Below are 17,351 nucleotides of genomic sequence, written 5' to 3'. Positions count from 1 at the left end.
ACATCACGACGCTGGCGCCGCTGCCCGTTCGCTCGATTCAGTGGTGGTGGGGCTGTGTGTCGTCGGAGGGCTGAGCGCTGTTTCGGCTCAGTCCGAGCACGGCGAGTCCCACGAGGCACAGGGCCGCGCCCGACGCGCATACGCCCGCCCAGCCCCAGTGGGTCCACGCGGTGGTGCCCAGCCAGGAGCCGCCCGCGCCGCCCGCGAAGTACGTCACCATGTAGAGGGTGTTGAGGCGGCTGCGAGCCTCCGGGCGCAGGGCGTAGACGCGCGTCTGGTTGGAGATGTGGTTGCCCTGGGCGCCCAGGTCGAGCAGCACGACGCCCAGCGCGATGCCCCACAGCCATTGGCCCAGCGGCCACATCAGCACGAAGGACAGGAGCAACACGGCGATGGCCAGCATGTTGATGCGCCGTCCACCGTGCGAGTCCGCGTAGCGGCCCACGAGGGGGGCGATCAACGCGCCGACGACGCCGACGACTCCGAAGAGGCCGGCGACCTGGGGGCCGTAGTGTTGGGGGAGACTCTGGAGGTACAGGGCGAGCGTGGACCAGAAGACGCTGAAGGCGCCGAAGGTGAGCGCGCCGAGGACGGAGTGGATGCGCAGCACGGGCTCGGTGCGAGCCAGATGGACCAGCGAGCGCATCAGCTCCGGGTAGGGCATGGCGGCCACGGCCGGCTGCGAGGGCAGGGTGAAGCGCAGCAGCAGCGCGAGCAGGAGCATCATCCCGGCGGCGATCCAGAACATGGCGCGCCAGCCCAGGTGGGTGCCCACGAAGCCGGCGGCGGTGCGCGACAGGAGGATGCCGATGAGCAGGCCGCTCATGACGGTTCCGACGACACGGCCGCGCTGTGCGGCGGGGGCCAGGTGCGCGGCGAAGGGCACGAGGAGCTGCGGGACGATGGTGGTGGCGCCCACGATGAAGCTGGCGAGCACGAGCCACGGAAGGGTGGGCGCGAGCGCGACGCCGACGAGGGCCAGGCTCACCAGCGCGGACATGGTGACGATGACGCGCCGTCGCTCCAGGCTGTCACCGAGCGGGACGATGAGCAGCATGCCCGCCGCATAGCCGACCTGGGTCAGCGTGGGCACGAGGCCGAGCGAGCTGCCAGAGGCGTTCAGCTCCCGGCCGATGTCTCCGAGCAGGGGCTGGTTGTAATAGAGGTTCGCGGCGGTGGCGCCGGAGGCGGCGGCCATGAGCCACACCAGCCCGGAGCTGAGGGTGGTGTGAGACGGTTCCGAGGGTGCTCGTGTCGACATGGGAGGCGCGGCGCACTCTCTTCCTGGAGTGCGCTCAGGTCCAGCGGCGTGTGAGGCGCGTCACGCCTGCTTGCTGGGTGCGGAGTGCGTGGGAGCACTGCGCGTGTGGAGGCTGTGAGGTGTGCGCCCGGGTTCAACAGCGCGTGAGGCTCTCATCGCGCCTGTTAGTCCTGGTGGTCGGGGGGCGCGTGGGAGCACCGCGCGCGTGGAAGCCGCGAGGTCGATGGGTGTGAGGGAAGTAACGCCGGGCAAGGGAGTGCGCAGGGGTTCTCGTGGAGGACAGGTGTGAGGTCGGGCTCCACGAGTGCGGGTCGGTGTAGGCTTCCGGGTATGGCTGGAGTCACCACCGCGCCGGAGCGTCTGCCCGTCATCGACATGTCCCCGCTGTTCGACGCGTCCCCTTCCGAGGCACGGAAGCGGGTGGCGCGTGAAATCGAGCAGGCGTGTCGTGACACCGGCTTCTTCTATGTCTCCGGCCACGGGGTCTCGGACGAGGTTCTCGCGCGGCTGGAGGATGAGAGTCACCGTTTCTTCGCGCTGCCGCGTGAGGCGAAGGAGGCCATCGCCATGGCGCATGGCGGGCCTGCGTGGCGTGGCTGGTTCCCGCTGGGAGGCGAGCTGACGTCGGGGAAGCCGGACCGCAAGGAAGGGCTCTATCTGGGCACGGAGCTGGGGCCCGAGCATCCTCGAGTGAGGGCGGGCTGGCCGCTGCATGGTGCGAATCTGTGGCCGCCGGAGGTGCCGGGGCTGCGCGCGGTGGTGCTCGACTACATGGCCAGTGTGACGCGCGCGGCGCATGCGTTGATGGAGGGCGTGGCGGAGAGCCTGGGACTGGAGCGGGACTACTTCCACCGGACGTACACGGCGGACCCCACGGTGTTGTTCCGTGTCTTCCACTACCCCGCGGAGCCGGAGCCCGCGGATGGCGAAGAGCGCTGGGGCGTGGGGGAGCACACGGACTATGGGTTGCTGACGTTGCTCGCGCAGGACTCGAATGGTGGGCTGCAGGTGAAGTCGCGACGCGGGTGGGTGGAGGCGCCGCCGCTGCAGGGGACGCTGGTGTGCAACATCGGCGACATGCTCGACCGGCTGACGGGTGGTTGGTATCGCTCCACGCCGCATCGGGTGAAGAACGTGAGTGGGCGAGACAGGCTCTCGTTCCCGCTCTTCTTCGACCCGGACTTCGCGGCGGAGGTCCAGCCGCTGCCGAATGTGGCTTCGGCGGATGTGGACGAGGACCGGGCTCGGCGTTGGGACGGAGCGAGCGTCCACGCGTTCGAGGGCACCTACGGGGACTATCTGCTGGGGAAGGTGTCGAAGGTGTTCCCGCAGCTCGTGCGGCGGGTGTTGTAGTTCACGCGTGGCGTCGAGGCGAAAGCCCCTCGCCTCGACCTCACCGCGCGCCGCGACGAGCGGACCCTCGGGCCCGCCGCGCGTCCGCGTCGCTCAGCTCCCGCTTGTCGCCGGTGCTTCCGTGCGCGGCAACAGACGACCACCCAGCATGGTGATGCGCCGAGCCGCCAGTCGCTCACGCGCCTCGGGCTGGATGTCCTGCGGCGTCCACTTCAGGTCGTGGTCGAACTCCACGTGGACCGACTCGACGCCCTCCTGGCCCGTGAGACGCTGCTCGATTTCCCGCATGAAGTACGCCGCCATCATGCACATGGGAGACGTGATGTGCAGCCGCACCGTCACCTTGCCGTCGCGGTGCTCCACGCTCTGGATGAGCCCCATCTCTCCAATGCCCAGCGGCACCCCCGTCGCCAGGCTGCACGGGTCCGGAATCGACTGGATGCGCTCGCGCAGCGCCGCTTCCATCGTCACGGCCGCGCCTCCTGCTGGTAGCTGTAGGGCTTGATGTCGCCCCTGGCGCGCTTGCGCGAGAACTCATCGTTCTCGATGCGCTTCTTCACCGCCTCGATGTCCACCCCGGCGTAGCGCGCGTAGTTGTCGCAGAGAATCATCCGCTTCACCTCCGGCGTCACCTGCATGCCCGCCATCTGCACCAGCTCCTCGGGCAGTTGGAAGTCGTGCCAGAACTTGTGCAGCGCCGGCTGCGGGTGGCTGAAAACCGTCCCGGAGCCCCACATGATTTTCGACGGGCCCGCCCACTTGAGCAGCGCGGCCAGCGACTCCGCGAACCAGCGCTCCCGCTTCACCAGCAACGCGCCCGTCACCTCCAGGTTGACGTACACGTTGGGGAACAGCGACAGCTGCATGCCCGTCTCGTCCAGGAACGCCATGCCGCCGTGGACGATTTCGAAGTTCAGGTCCGGGAACGCATCCGCCGCGCCGCCGATGTCGTCGACCTTGTACGGCTCCAGCGGCACCGCCCCCATCGGCAGGCCCTTGTGCACCGCGATGTTCTTGATGCCCAGCTTGCGCGCCCGCTCGAACAGAGGGAACGCGATGCTCGGGTCATCCATCCGCCAGCCGGTGTGCTTGAACGAGTCTCCCAGCCACGCGGCCGGATAGAGCTTCAGGCCCGTGGGCTTGAGCTCCTCCGCCTGCCGCTCCAGGTCCTCCAGCGCCGCCGTGCCCCGCAGCGGGTCCACGCCCGCGTAGACGAGGAATCGGTCCGGGAAGCGCCGCTTGATGTCCACCGTCTTCTCGTACGAGCACAGCCCATCCGTGTAGAGCGTCTGGAGCGGCAGCACGTGGTGCACCGCCAGGTCGATGTCGCTCTCCACGAAGAGGATGTGCGCCAGCTCGTCCACGGACCAGTCCTTCATGAACTGGTCGGCCTGCGGGACGCGGTGCGAGTCGTTGGACAACCCGCTGTGCAGTCCGAAGATGAGCTGTGCCAGGGACTCGGCGTACTTCCCCGCGCGCCAGTTGGACGGGTGCAGGTTGTACGCATGCGTAACCGCATCGATGACGAAACCGCCGCCAATCACCAGGAACTCCCTTCGGATGCGCACCGGGAAATCCGGCGCGGTGAAGTCTCACTCATTCGTGGCAAGCCCGGCGACGTCAGGCGTCGACCGCCAGCACTTCTCCGACGATTTGTTGAATCATCTGCGCATCGAAGGGCTTCTCGATGCGCGGGTTCGGAATGCGCTCCAGGAACTGGCGCGCCCGGGTGGTGTACGAGCCACCGGTGATGAAGATGAAGCGCAGGCTCAGCCCGGGCTCCCGCTCCCGCACCCGCTCGTAGACATCCATGCCGGTGATGCCCGGCATCATCAGGTCACAGAAGATGGCGTCGAACGGGCCGCCGGAGGTCAGCTTCGTCAGCGCCTCCTCGCCACTTCCCACCACCGTCACCTGGTGCCGCTTTCCGATGATGCGCGCCAGTGAGCGGCCCACCGCGGGCTCGTCGTCAATCACCAGCAGCCGGCCGCTGCGCTCCGAGGACGGCGCGGCCACGGAAGGCACCTCGCGAGGCGTCGCGTCCGCGGGCGCGGGTGGCAGCTGCACCGTGAACGTGGTTCCCCGCCCCGGCTCGCTGCGCACGGTGATTTCACCGCCCAGCCCCTGGATGATGCCGTGGCAGATGGACAGCCCCAGCCCCGTGCCCGAGCCCACCGCCTTCGTCGTGAAGAACGGGTCGAAGATGCGCGCGAGCACGCTGGGTGGCATGCCGGAGCCGGTGTCGCTCACGTCCACCGCCACGCCGCCATTCACGCCGGGGCGAACCCAGAGCGTCACCTGCTGGTTCGCCGGGTCTCCCTCGGGGATGGCCTGCGCCGCGTTCACGACGAGGTTGAGGAAGACCTGCCCCAGCCGGGACGCATCCGCGTGGACGAGCGGCACGTCCTCGTAGCGCTTGACGATTTGGGCTCGGGGCTTCAGCTCGCTGGAGGCCAGCTTGAGGGAGAACTCCAGCGACTCCCTCACGTCCAGCAGCTCCCGCCGCTCCTCCTCCTGGCGGGAGATGTACTTCAAGTCCCGGACGATGTTGCGCACGCGCGTGGCGCCCTCGAGCGCCTCCTTGAGCAGCTCCCCGGTGTCCTTCAGGGACACGGACCAGCTCGGCGCGAGCGCCCCATCCGGCAGCATCCGCCCCAGCTCCCCGCCCAGCCGCACCATGGACTCCATGGCCGACTCCAGATTGGCCATGACGTAGGTGAGCGGGTTGTTGATTTCGTGCCCCACGCCCGCCGCCAGCGTGCCGGCGAGCACCATGCGGTCCGACTGGAGGAGCTGGGCCTGCATGCGCTTGCGCTCGGTGATGTCGCGCGCCATGACGACCACCGCGCCCACGCCGTCGAAGTCGACGGGCAGGCCCGCGCTCTCCGCGTCGAACCAGGTGCCGTCGCGGCGCATGTACCGAATCTCGCGCAGCGGGGCCAGCTCGCCCCGGGCCACCACGGCGTGCACGCGCTGGCGCACCACGTCCAGGTCATCCGGATGGACGATGGTCCAGATGGGCCGGCCCATCAGCTCGCTGGCGTGGTCGTACCTCAACGCGCGCAGCAGCGTCGGGTTGACGTAGATGAAGCGCTGGTCCCGGTGGACGAAGATGGCCTCGGGCGCCGTCTCGATGAGCTTGCGGAAGCTCTGCTCGGAGCGGTGCAACGCCTCCTCCGTGCGCTTGCGCTCGGTGACGTCCTCGAAGGCGAACAACCGGTAGCGCGACTCGTCGCCGCTGGCGCCCATGGGCGTGGAGAGCCGACGCAGCATCCGGCCGTTGGCGAGCACCGCCTCGTCCCCGTGCAGCGGCGGCGGGGCGTCCGACTCCGTGGTGGTGGGGTTGAGGCGCAGGAAGGCCGCGGCCTCACCCGCGCGCAGGCAGTGGCCCAGCACGTCCTCGTGGGAGACCTGGCCCTTGCGCATCGCGCCTTCGAGCGACTCGATGCCCCACAGCTGGCAGAAGCGGTGGTTGGCGTAGAGGACGGTGCCGGAGCGGACCTCCACCACGTACAGCCCCAGCGGCAGGCTGTCGCTCATCGCCCACGGCGGCACCGGGCCAGTCGCCTCCGCGACGGCGCCGCGCTCCTTGTCGAGCGCGGGAGGCGACTCCAGCCTTCTCACCGTGCAGTACAGCGGCCCACCCGCCGCGGAGCAGGCCGCGCTCCACACGAGCCAGGCCCACGTGCCGTCCCGACACCGCCACCGACAGGAGAAGCGCATGGTGCCCGTGGTCCGCGCCAGCGACTCCAGCCGCGCCTCCACCGCCGAGAGGTCCTCCGGGTGGATGAAGCCCCGGGCGCCTTCGAGTCGCAGCTCCGTGGGAGACCAACCCACCGTCACGTTCCAGGCCGGATTGGCTTCCAGAATCCGACCCTGCGCGCCCAGCACCACGAACAACTCGGTGGAGAGCTCGAAGAAGCGGTGAGCCCACTGCTCCATCAACATTGCGTTCCTTCAACGCCCAGGGGCGCGAGACGCCACGGCCCTGGGGGGGAGGGGGCCGTACGTCGCTTGGTGCATGACGGGGATAAACGAGTCTTCACGGACATAGACACCATTTCAGGAAAAAATGCATGTCCGTAATTCGTTGGACCGGGCGCGCGGACGTGTGCCCGGGTGCTGGGCAACCACGGAGCCGAGCGGTGACGGCGCGTGCCAATTCCTGTCGCATTGTCGAAGCGCTGTTCAGGTTGCCAAGGGGGGTGCGAATCCACCGCAGGCTGGGTGCGCAGGGCTTCAGTGCGCACCACGTCTGTCTTCCAGGACGGCAACCCATATCCACCACGTCAGGGAAGGGTGGAGGTTTGGGCAGACGTCGTGGGGCGGAGGCGCGCGTCCGGATGGCAGGCTTTGATCTCCCCCGCCAGCCTAGAACACACTTCCACACCCGCTTTTTGTCAGCGGTGCTGTAAAAGTGAACCTTCATCCGGGAAATTATGTCCGCTTGTACGCTGAGTGAGGTACCGGGCTTGACGTCGTTGAGAATGATCTTCAACATGCCCGCCACGTTTCCTCCCAAAGAGTGAGACGCAGCGGCGGTAATCGCCTCCCCCAAAAGCGATATCGCCGTATGAAGTCCCAGTTGAGCCCCGCGCGCCGCGTTCCCCCTCTCGGCGCGCGGTGGCCCCTGGGATTCCCGGCAAGCTCCTCGAAATCACCAGGCAGGCACGCCTCGCTCGCACCCCGCGTGGAGTGCATCTCGCTTGCGAGCCCCCAGGGCCGGGCGGAGAGTGGGCGCCTCTTTCGGAGGTCCTCTTGCCCGTCTCCACGTTCATCCTGTCTTCATCCCTCGCGTTGCAACTCGTCTCGGGGGCCGCGCCGGTTGCCACGAAGTCCGCGCCCACGAAGCCCGCCCAGACGGCGAAGGCTTTCACGCCGCCCCTGGCCGTCGCGGAGAAGCTGGTGGGGCCCGCGCTGACGGAAGGCCATTCCTATGCGCGGCTCGCGGAGCTGACGGATGGGATTGGACCGCGCCTGTCGGGCTCCGAGGGCGCGGCGGCCGCGGTGCAGTGGGCGCTGCGGAGCTTCAAGGCGGACGGCGTGAAGGCGTGGACGGAGCCCGTGAAGGTGCCGCGCTGGGTGCGAGGGGAGGAGCGCGGCGAGGTGCTCGCGTCCGAGCGCACGCGTGGCCATCCGCTGTTCCTGCTCGCGCTGGGCGGCAGTCCTCCCACCGCGCCGGAGGGGCTCACGGCGGAGGTGGTGGAGGTGACGTCGCTGGAGTCGCTCGCCGCGCTGGGCGACGGGGTGAAGGGGAAGATTGTCTTCTTCAATCACACGATGGCGGTGGCCGCGGACTACGGCCGCTTCGCCGGGTTGCGTGGCCGAGGCCCCGCGCTGGCGGCGAAGGCGGGCGCGGCCGGCGCGCTGGTGCGCTCGCTGGCGACGGCGTCCCTGCGTACGCCGCACACGGGGTCCACGCGCTTCGAGGACGAGGGCCCGCGCATCCCCGCGGCGTCCATCACGACGGAGGACGCGGATCTGCTGCACCGCCAGCTCGAGAAGGGAGCGGTGCGCGTGAAGCTGGTGCTGGGGTGCTCGGAGCTGCCGGACGCGGACTCGCACAACGTCGTCGCGGAGATTCGGGGCCGGGAGAAGCCGCAGGAAATCGTGCTCATCAGCGCGCACCTGGACTCGTGGGACGTGGGCACGGGTGCGCATGACGATGGCGCGGGGGTGGTGATGGTGATGGAGGCCGCGCGGCTCATCGCGAAGCTGCCGCAGGCGCCTCGGCGCACGGTGCGGGTGGTGCTCTACATGAACGAGGAGAACGGGCTGCGCGGTGGGCGCGCGTACGCGGAGGCGCACGCGGCGGAGCTGTCCCGGCACGTGGCGGCCATGGAGATGGACGCGGGCGGTGGGCGTCCGGTGGGCGTGAGCCTGCGCGCGGGCGCGGGTGGGCAGGAATTGCTCAAGCCCTGGCTGTCGCCGCTAGTGGCGCTGGGCGCGGCCAACTTCTCCGCACGTGAGGCGGGGGGCGCGGACATCAGCCCGCTCTTGCCGGCGCGGGTGCCGTTCTTCGGCGTGGAGGTGGACTCCAGCCGCTACTTCGACGTGCACCACACGCATGCGGACACGCTGGACAAGGTGGACCCGCAGGACCTGGCGCGCAGCACCGCCGCCACCGCGTGGGTGACGTACGCCCTGGCCGAGTCCCCGGACACGCTCGTCCGCCCGGAGGCGCCCGCCGCGCCGCCCGGCTCGGCGCCCGTGGCCGCTCCCCAGAAGGCCAGCGCGGGGCACTGAGGCTCGTTCGCGCGGGCTCTCTCGAATGCTGTGCCACTTGCTTTTGTATCCTGGTGGCAATCATGACCTAGGATGCCGCCCCTGCTGACTCATCCCAGAAGGGGCTCATGTCCGAGGCGTTCTACGTTCGAGTGGGGAAGGTCGAGGAGCGGAAGGTCACGTTCCAGTGTCTGACGGGGTTCGCGGGAGGTCTGGCGGACTACGCCAACACCCGGTCCTTCGCGCTGATGCTGCTCCTCGATGCGAAGGAGCGCGCGGGCGACACCCGCTATCTCGTGAGGAGCGCGCCACCCGCCGTGGCTGACGCGCACCTCGCGTTGGCGGAGAAGGCCGCCAACGCGCCCTCGTCGCTCCACAAGGACGCGGGCAACGCCAACGTCTTCGAGGCGAAGTGGCATGCTCGGCATACGCCCCGCTTCGTGGAGCGCACCTCCGTCCTGGAGCGGTACAACGACGTCGGCGAGGAGAAGCTCCGGGAGACCTTCGAGGAAATCTCTCCCCTCCAGGACCAGGGGCGGTGGCTGTTCCTGGAGGCCGCCTGGGCGCGCATGCACCGCTTCGACCTGGCCGTCGAGGTGACGGATGCGAAGTACCTGGAGCACCTCGCGGAAGGGCATCTCTTCGCGACGACCGCCTTCGACGTGTGGCTCGAATCGAGGCCCCTTCCTCCCTGAGTCCGGGATGGGGCGAGGGCGGGCACCTGGCTGCCCGCTCCCCTGGCACGTCGTTGACGCCCTGGTGACGTCATGGTTCCGTGACGCTTCTCCCGACACGGCCCCGCCGGGGAAGTGGTGAGTGCTTCGTGACTGTGACTGCTGGAGACTCGCGGCCTCGCCGCGATACCCCTGCCGGGGAAGTGATGGCCTGGCTCACCTCGGAGGCGAGGCGGCTGGCCAGTCCCGCCCCGCTGCTCGAAGGTCTGTGCGAGCGCCTGTTCGCGCTCGGCGTGCCGCTGTCCCGGGTGTCCATCGTCCTCTTCACGCTGCACCCCCTCCTCCACGCGAAGAGCTTCCGCTGGCGCCCCGGTCAACACGGCACCACGGAGGTCCACCCCCACGGCCTCCAGCACCTGCCCGCCTTCTCGCGCAGCCCCTTCAAGGCCCTGCAAGAAGGTCTGCCCATCATCGACCGTCGGCTGGAGGCGCCTCTGGGCGAGGACGACTTCCCCATGTTCGCCGAGCTGCGCGCGGAGGGCCTCACCGAGTACCTCGCGCTGCCCGTCTGCTTCAGCGACGGCTCGCGCCACGCGGTCTCCTGGTCCACGTCCGCGCCCGGAGGCTTCACCGACGCACACCGGGTCATGCTCCAGGCGCTGCATCCGCTGCTCGAACTGGTGCTGGAGGTCATCGCTCGCAGGGACATGACGGGCGTGCTGCTCGACACGTACCTGGGCCGCGACACCGGCCGACGCATCCTCCAGGGACAGATTCGACGCGGTGACGGAGAGACCACGTCCGCCGTCATCTGTCTGAGCGACTTGCGCAGCTTCACCGCGCTGTCGGACGCGCTGCCTCGCGAGGCGCTGCTGGAGCTGCTCAACGCCTACTTCGAGACGATGGTCAGCGCCTTCCATTCGCACGGCGCGGAGGTGCTCAAGTTCATGGGCGACGCGGTGCTGGCCATCTACCGCATCGACGAGAACTCGCCGGTGGAGGAGCGGTGCGAGGCCGCCGCGCGCACCATCCACCAGGCGGTGGCCGTCTGCGCGCGCGACAACGCCAACCGCCGCCGCGAGGGCCTGACGCCCTACGAGTTCGGCGCGTCGCTCCACGTGGGCGACGTGATGTACGGGAACATTGGCGCCTCGGACCGGCTCGACTTCACCGTTATTGGCCCTGCGGTGAACCTGGCCAGCCGCATCGCTGGCCTGTGCGCGGGGCACAACGTGCCCGTGCTGCTCTCCGAGTCCTTCGTCGCCCACTACCGCGGCGGCGTGAAGGACCTGGGCCACCACCCCGTCAAGGGCGTGCCCCACCCCGTGCACATCTACACGCTCGAATCGGAGTCCTCCGCGCGCACCTTCGCGTGAACGCGCTTCACTTCGCCGGTGTCCGCACCCTCCCGCGTTGCAGCGGCTGCTCCGGCAGTCGCAGCGTCACCAGGAAGGCGAGCAACGCGACGAGGATGGCGCAGCGGTACACCGCCTTCACCGCGCGCGTGAAGGACTCCTTCAGCGCCCGGTCCGTCCGGTCCACGGCCTCCAGCGCGCGCTTTTCCTGGGCATCCACACCCGCCACCGCGCTGTCCGACGCCTTCACCCGCTGACGCTCGGCTTCCAGCTCCGCGCGCACCCGCTGCTTCACCTCCTCCGCGTGGAAGGCCGTTCGCGCCGAGCCCCCTTCGCCTCCCGCGCCAGGCACCTCGGACACCAGCTCCGCGCGGAGATGGGGTGGAAGTCCCTCGGTGGCGCTGGCCACGCGGGTCCCCAGTTCATGGGACAGCGTCGTCGCGAACACCGCGCCCATCAGCGCCACGCCCAGCGTCATCCCGAGCTGTCGGAAGAACGTCGCCGCCGACGTAGCCACGCCAATCTGTTGCGGTGACACCGAGTTCTGGATGGCCAGGGTGTAGAGCGGAATCGACGGCCCCAGGCCCACGCCCACGAGGACCATCTTCACCGTGACTTCCGCCTGCGTGGAGTCCGGCGTCAGCGTGAAGCCCATCACCGTGAAGCCCACCATCAGCAACACGAGCGAGCCGAGCATCAGTCCCTTGTAACGGCCGAGGCGCGACACGAGTTGTCCACTCAGCACGTTGCCCGCCACCACGCCCAACGTCAGCGGCGTCAGCGTCAGCCCCGAGTGTGTCGCCGACAGCCCCACCACGTTCACCATGAACAGCGGAAGGAACACGACGCCCGAAAGGAACACCGCGCCGATGATGAACACGGCCGCGTTCCCCAGGCCGAACGTCCTCTGCCGGAACAGCTTCAAGTCCAACAGGGGTTCCCGCGCGCGTCGCTCCTCGCGGATGAAGAGCGCCGTGCCCGCCGCCGCCAGCGCGAACATCCCCAGCACCTGCCAGGAGCCCCACGCCCAGCCGCCCCCATGAGCCACCTGGTCCGAGCCCCGTCCCAGGCTGAGCGCGAGCAGCAGCGGCACCACCGCCAGCGCGAGCAGCACCGCGCCTGTCACGTCGAGCTTCCCCCGGGACACGCCCTCCGGACGCAGCTTCGGCATGCGCAGCAGCACGAGCGCGAGCGCCACCGTGCCCACCGGCAGGTTGATGAAGAACACCCAGTGCCAGCCCAGCCGGTCCGTGATGAAGCCACCGGCGAGCGGGCCCACCACGCTCGACAGGCCGAACATCGCGCCGAACAGGCCCTGGTACTTGCCGCGCTCGCGGGGCGGGAAGAGGTCGGCGACGACCGACAGTGCGCCGGTGAACAGCGCCGCGCTGCCCAGCCCCTGCACCGCGCGGAACAGGACGAGCGACACCGTGGAGCGCGACACGCCACACAGGAAGCTGCCGAGCAGGAAGACGACGATGCCCGCGGCCAGCACCGCGCGGCGGCCGAGCAGGTCAGACAGCTTCCCCCACACGGGCACCATCATCGTCGAGGCGACGAGGTACGACGTGGTGAGCCACGGGTAGAGCGCCGGAGAAATCCCCAGGTCCGCCTGGATGGCCGGGCCCGCGGTGGCGACAATCGTCTGGTCCAGCGCCGCGAGCAGCAGCCCGAGCAGCGCGCCCAGCATCGTGAAGACCTTCTGTGCGCGGGTGAACGCGGGGAACGCGGCGGGCGCTGCATCCGGAGACGTGGGCGCGGCGGACGGAGCCATGTTCGCGAGCAGGCCCTTCGGTGCGAAGGGTTCGCGCGAACTTGGGCGCTGTCCGCGTGATGTGCCAGCGCTCCCACAGGTCGCGTTGGCGAGATGACAGACGCCTGGCGCGTGGAGAGATGCTGGTCATGGGACAAGCATCTGGCAGCAGTCGCGGAGCTGCGGGAATAGCCTTGGGCCCCTCTACTCCCCGGCGCTCGAGAGGAACGCCCGCGATGCGTCGGCCTTCAATCCTGTTCCTGGTCACAGAGGAGTCGCTCATGCGTGTGTCCTCGAGGTCGCTGGTCGTCGTGTGCCTGCTGTCGTCGCTGGTGGGTTGCAAGGACGAGGAGCCGCCTCCTGTGCCGAAGCCCACGCTCTCCGAGACGCCGCTGTGGCAGGTGAAGGCGGACCCAAGCTTCCCCGACGAGTGCTTCGGCAGCTCCGTGGCCCTCGCGGACTTCGATGGAGATGGTCGCAAGGATCTGGCGGTGAGCTCGCAGGCTTGTCAGGAGCTGCTCGTCAGCTCACGCAACCCGGGACGCCTGTCCATCTTCGTGGGGCAGGAGAAGTTCTTCTCCACGCAGGCCGTGTCCGCCGCGCTGAGCTGGCAGAACACGCACCCGAACGCCTCCGGACAACAGCTCCGCGTGGAGGCCGGCGAAGTGAATGGAGATGCCTACGCGGACCTGCTCGTGTATGGCCGCTACGGCGTCTCCGTCTTCCTGGGCCAGGCGGACCTGGCGGCGATGCTGTCCGCGCCGTCCTTTCGCGTGCCAGGCAATGGCACCTTCCAGAACAGCTTGTTCGTGGACCTGAATGGCGACGGGCTCGACGACCTCGTCGCCAATCACAGCGCCTCGCAGCGCTTCTACCTGTCCACGCCAGGGGCGGGAGGAGAGGGCGGTCTGTTCACTCTCTCTCGCACGCGCACGGGGTACTTGAGGGCCTCGTTCGTGGGAGACCTGAACAAAGACGGGGCCGAGGACGTGTCGCTGGGGTTTGGCGGTGGCAACCTGGGCTACTTCCTGGGCTGCAAGCCCGGGAGCGCCTTCGCGTGCGACGGCCCCATCTCCGCCGAACCCTGGCGAATCGAGACCCTGGTCGGACGCGGCAACCTCCACCCGGACCTGAATGGCGACGGACATCCGGAGACCTTCGCGTTCTCGGAGTCGGGCCCGTTCCAGTTCCACTTCTCCCAGCCGGACGGCACCTTCTCCCCCACGCCCGCCTGGTCCACCCAGGGCGACCCCGCGTTCCCCTACGTCAGCAGCTTCGCCGGTCTGGCCTCCGTGGGGGACATGGATGGGGACGGCGTGCGCAACGACTTCGTGCTGCACTCCTCGGGACGGCTGTACCTCTTCTCACCGAAGGACGGCATCTCCCAGTCGATGCACCCCGTCTGGGCCTGGCCGCGCGCGGACGCGGTCCCCAGCGGCTATGGGACCTACCGGCGCTACTCCATCGCGGTGCCCGGGGACCTGAACGGCGACGGTTACGATGACCTGGTGGTGGCCACCACCGAGTTCGGGGACATCCTCGACGTGCCCATGGGAGAGGTGTCCATCCATGCCGGAGGGCAGGTGCCCGCGACGCCCGCCACGCCACCGCACCTGCCGTCGCCCCAGGCCTGTGGACTCCAGGTGGACGAGGTGAACGGCAAGCCGGACCTCACCGTGGACCAGGACGTGCTCGAGCGCACGGTGCATGTGGTGTGGAGGAACTTCGAGGAGGAGGATTGCGAGGTGAAGGAGCAGTGCGTGCTCGCGCCGGGTCGCCGCAAGCTCCTGCGCTTCAGCACCTCCATCCAGAACCTGGGCAACAAGGCCGCGGTCCTCCCGCCCATCGAGGAGAACCCGGACCTTTACGTCTTCGACGAGTGCCACGGGCATGACCACCTCACCAACTTCGCCGCGTACGAGCTGCGCGACTCGGCGGGCAACGCGGTGATGACGGGGCGCAAGCAGGGTTACTATCTGGTGGACGTCCAGAGCTACTGCTCGGACGCGGCGGCCTCGACCTTCCACGAGCCCATGGGCATCTCCGCGGGCTGGTCGGACATCTACACGCTCGACACCCCGTGCCAGTGGGTGGACATCACCGACGTGGCGGACGGCACGTACTCGTTCCAGGTCAGCGTGGACACCCGGGACATCGTCGAGGAGGGAACGGTCCACCCCAACACCGTGGCCTTCCCGGTGCGGTTGGAGGGAGACACCGTCACGGTGCTGCCGTAATCCTGCGGGGCCATGAGCCCCGAGCGCCCGCTGTACCTGGACCACAACGCCACCACCCCCGTGGACCCGGAGGTGGTGGACGCCATGCTGCCGTACCTCCGCGAGCACTTCGGCAACCCGTCCAGCGCGCACCCGTATGGACGCCGCGCCCATGAGGCACTGGAGATGGCGCGCGCGCAGGTGGCCGCGCTCATCGGCGCGAAGCCCTCCGAAATCCTCTTCACCTCCGGCGGCACGGAGGCCAACAACCTGGCCATCCGGGGCACCGCCGAGGCCCGCGCGGAGCGGCGCCACCTGCTCACCTCCACCATCGAACACCCGGCCACGACGCTGCCCTGCGACGCGCTGGAATGGCGCGGCTGGCGCGTGACCTGGCTGCCGGTGGACGCCGAGGGCCGCGTGCGCGTGGAGGACGCCGAGCGCGCGCTCGCCGCCGAGGGCGAAGAGACCGCACTCGTGTCACTGATGTATGCCAATAACGAAACGGGCGTGTTGCAGCCGGTGGCGGATGTCGCCGCGCGGGCCCACCGTCACGGCGCCACCGTGCACACGGACGCGGCGCAGTCGGTGGGGAAGGTGCCGGTGGACGTCAATGCGCTCGGCGTGGACCTGCTCACGCTGGTGGGGCACAAGCTGCGAGCCCCCAAGGGCGTGGGCGCGCTGTACGTGCGCGAGGGCACGCCGCTGCGCGCGGTGACGCTCGGCGGAGGACAGGAGCGCGGGCTGCGGCCGGGGACCCAGAACGTGCCGTACGCGGTGGGGCTGGGCGTCGCATGTGAGCTGGCGGGCAGGCGGCTGGCGCGGGGTGGGAGCGCGGCGCTCGGGGCCCTGCGGGAGCGGCTGTGGACGGGGCTTCGCGAGGCGGTGCCGGGCATCGTCTTGAGCGGGCAGGGGGCCGAGCGGCTGCCCAACACGCTCCATGTGCGCTTCCCAGGGGTGCGGGGTGGAGCGGTGCTGGCGGCGACGCCGGAGGTGGCCGCGTCGACGGGGTCGGCGTGTCACGACGGGGGTGAGTCCGCCTCGCCTGTCTTGCGGGCGATGGGAATCCCGGAAGCGGACGCCCTGGGCGCGGTGCGCCTTTCCCTGGGGCCCGACACTTCCCCGGAAGAAGTGGATCAGGCGGTGGTTGTACTGGCGCGCGGGTGGAGACAGGTGGCGGGCTGAAATCTCCGTGCAATCATCGCCCCGCTTCCGGCGTAGGGCGTGGTACCGGAGCGTGCCGCCGGTGCGGCGCCACCGCCGACGCGAGAGGGTGTTTCACGTGAGCATCAGGGTCGACGTGTGGGAGGGCGGGCGCATCGCGCTGTTTTCGCTGCGAGCCAACCGCCTGCGAACGGTGCTGACGACGGTGGGGATTGGCGTGGGTGTCTGCACGTTGCTGGCCATCGTCGGCATCATCCAGGGCATCAACCAGTCCTTCGCGGACCAGCTCGCGCAAATCGGCGCCAACACCATCCAGGTGTCCAAGTTCCCCTGGGCCATGGGCGGTGACTGGTGGGAGTACCGCAACCGGAAGAACCTGACCGTGGACATGATACCCGCCATCCTCCAGTCCTCGGAGCACGTGGTGGCGGCGGCGCCCATCTTCTACGACAGGGCGGAGGTGCGCTTCCTGGACCGGCGCATGACGGGCGTGCTGGCCGCGGGCACCACGGCGGACTACTCCATCATCTCCTCCTACACCGTGGACAAGGGTCGCTTCCTCACCGACGCGGATGTGAACACGCGCTCGCCGGTGGTCGTCATTGGCGCGGAGCTGACGCGCACGCTGTTCCCCGGGCTGGACCCCGTGGGCCACCGCATCCTCCTGGCGGGCAGGCCCTACCGCGTGGTGGGCACGCTGGAGCCCAAGGGCACCGTGCTCGGTGAGAATCAGGACATGACGGTGCTGATTCCGTACCGCACCTTCCAGGAGCACTTCGGCAAGCGCAACTCGCCCAACATCATGGTGTCGGTGGACTCGCCCGAAAACACGCTCGACGTGGTGGACGATATGACCGCGGCGCTGCGTCGCGCACGCGGGACGCCGCCCGGGGTGAAGGACGACTTCGCCATCAACCGGCCCGAGCAGCTCGCCAACATGTACGCCAAGCTCACCGGTGCGCTGTACGGCGCGGCGACGGGCGTGGGGCTCATCACGCTGCTGGTGGGTGGCATCGGCATCATGAACATCATGCTGGTGTCGGTGCGCGAGCGGACGCGGGAGATTGGCGTGCGCCGCGCGCTGGGGGCGAAGAAGCGCACCATCATCATCCAGTTCCTGCTGGAGGCCTCCAGCGTGTCCGCCGTGGGCGGCACCCTGGGGACGCTGGTGGGGCTGGGGCTGGCGAAGACGGTGTCGTTCATCACGCCGCTGGCGGCGGCGGTGGAGCCGCTGACGGTGGTGGCGGGCGTGGGCTTCGCCGCCACGGTGGGCCTGCTGTTCGGCATCTGGCCCGCGGCGCGCGCGGCGAATCTGGACCCCGTGGAAGCGCTCCGCCATGACTGAGGAGA

Annotated in this window: 12 protein-coding genes; 7 read left to right on the top strand and 5 right to left on the bottom strand. The window is 69.3% G+C overall.

Going from position 1 to position 17,351, the window contains the following annotated elements:
• Positions 1-37: 37 nt before the first annotated feature.
• The gene (locus tag HUA74_RS21505; protein WP_371745668.1) at positions 38-1,198 is read right to left on the bottom strand and encodes an MFS transporter; all 1,161 of its coding nucleotides are present in this window, start codon (positions 1,196-1,198) and stop codon (positions 38-40) included.
• A gap of 393 nt (positions 1,199-1,591) precedes the next feature.
• On the opposite strand from HUA74_RS21505, the gene HUA74_RS21500 reads away from it, so the two are divergent.
• The gene (locus HUA74_RS21500) at positions 1,592-2,614 is read left to right on the top strand and encodes an isopenicillin N synthase family oxygenase (protein ID WP_174456020.1); all 1,023 of its coding nucleotides are present in this window, start codon (positions 1,592-1,594) and stop codon (positions 2,612-2,614) included.
• Positions 2,615-2,707: 93 nt separating this feature from the next.
• Here HUA74_RS21500 and HUA74_RS21495 read toward each other — a convergent pair whose 3' ends face one another.
• Genes HUA74_RS21495 through HUA74_RS21485 form a run of 3 tightly spaced genes read right to left on the bottom strand, consistent with a single transcriptional unit; the run spans position 2,708 to position 6,556 of the window.
• Positions 2,708-3,079, bottom strand: coding sequence for a metal-sulfur cluster assembly factor (locus HUA74_RS21495; protein WP_141643972.1), 372 nt, complete (start codon positions 3,077-3,079; stop codon positions 2,708-2,710).
• A 2-nt stretch (positions 3,080-3,081) separates the two neighbouring features.
• Positions 3,082-4,182 (bottom strand): amidohydrolase family protein, encoded by a 1,101-nt coding sequence (locus tag HUA74_RS21490; protein ID WP_246137280.1) that lies wholly within the window; start codon positions 4,180-4,182, stop codon positions 3,082-3,084.
• Positions 4,183-4,234: 52 nt separating this feature from the next.
• Positions 4,235-6,556, bottom strand: coding sequence for a PAS domain S-box protein (locus HUA74_RS21485; RefSeq protein ID WP_254625169.1), 2,322 nt, complete (start codon positions 6,554-6,556; stop codon positions 4,235-4,237).
• An 816-nt stretch (positions 6,557-7,372) separates the two neighbouring features.
• Here HUA74_RS21485 and HUA74_RS21480 point away from each other — a divergent pair.
• From HUA74_RS21480 to HUA74_RS21470, 3 genes are all read left to right on the top strand, one after another.
• Complete coding sequence (locus tag HUA74_RS21480; protein WP_174456018.1) at positions 7,373-8,860, top strand: M20/M25/M40 family metallo-hydrolase; 1,488 nt, start codon at positions 7,373-7,375, stop codon at positions 8,858-8,860.
• Between the two features lie 107 nt (positions 8,861-8,967).
• The gene (locus tag HUA74_RS21475) at positions 8,968-9,534 is read left to right on the top strand and encodes a hypothetical protein (RefSeq protein WP_174456017.1); all 567 of its coding nucleotides are present in this window, start codon (positions 8,968-8,970) and stop codon (positions 9,532-9,534) included.
• Positions 9,535-9,719: 185 nt separating this feature from the next.
• Complete coding sequence (locus HUA74_RS21470) at positions 9,720-10,889, top strand: adenylate/guanylate cyclase domain-containing protein (RefSeq protein WP_174456016.1); 1,170 nt, start codon at positions 9,720-9,722, stop codon at positions 10,887-10,889.
• Positions 10,890-10,896: 7 nt separating this feature from the next.
• Here HUA74_RS21470 and HUA74_RS21465 read toward each other — a convergent pair whose 3' ends face one another.
• Entirely contained in the window at positions 10,897-12,642 is a 1,746-nt protein-coding gene (locus HUA74_RS21465) for a DHA2 family efflux MFS transporter permease subunit (RefSeq protein WP_174456015.1), read from the bottom strand.
• Positions 12,643-12,902: 260 nt separating this feature from the next.
• Between HUA74_RS21465 and HUA74_RS21460 the strand changes: the two genes are divergently transcribed.
• The 3 genes from HUA74_RS21460 to HUA74_RS21450 all read left to right on the top strand — a co-directional run bounded on the left by HUA74_RS21460 (position 12,903) and on the right by HUA74_RS21450 (position 17,346).
• Positions 12,903-14,858: an FG-GAP-like repeat-containing protein gene (locus tag HUA74_RS21460; RefSeq protein WP_174456014.1), complete on the top strand. Its 1,956-nt coding sequence runs from the start codon at positions 12,903-12,905 to the stop codon at positions 14,856-14,858.
• Between the two features lie 12 nt (positions 14,859-14,870).
• Entirely contained in the window at positions 14,871-16,022 is a 1,152-nt protein-coding gene (locus HUA74_RS21455; RefSeq protein ID WP_174456013.1) for a cysteine desulfurase family protein, read from the top strand.
• 97 nt (positions 16,023-16,119) lie between these two features.
• A complete protein-coding gene (locus HUA74_RS21450) occupies positions 16,120-17,346 on the top strand; it encodes an ABC transporter permease (protein ID WP_174456012.1) in 1,227 nt (408 codons plus the stop codon).
• Positions 17,347-17,351 lie beyond the last annotated feature (5 nt).

Source organism: Myxococcus sp. CA051A (assembly GCF_013336705.1).
In the GTDB taxonomy this organism is placed as follows: domain Bacteria; phylum Myxococcota; class Myxococcia; order Myxococcales; family Myxococcaceae; genus Myxococcus; species Myxococcus llanfairpwllgwyngyllgogerychwyrndrobwllllantysiliogogogochensis.
This window is presented reverse-complemented; position numbering and strand designations above follow the sequence as displayed.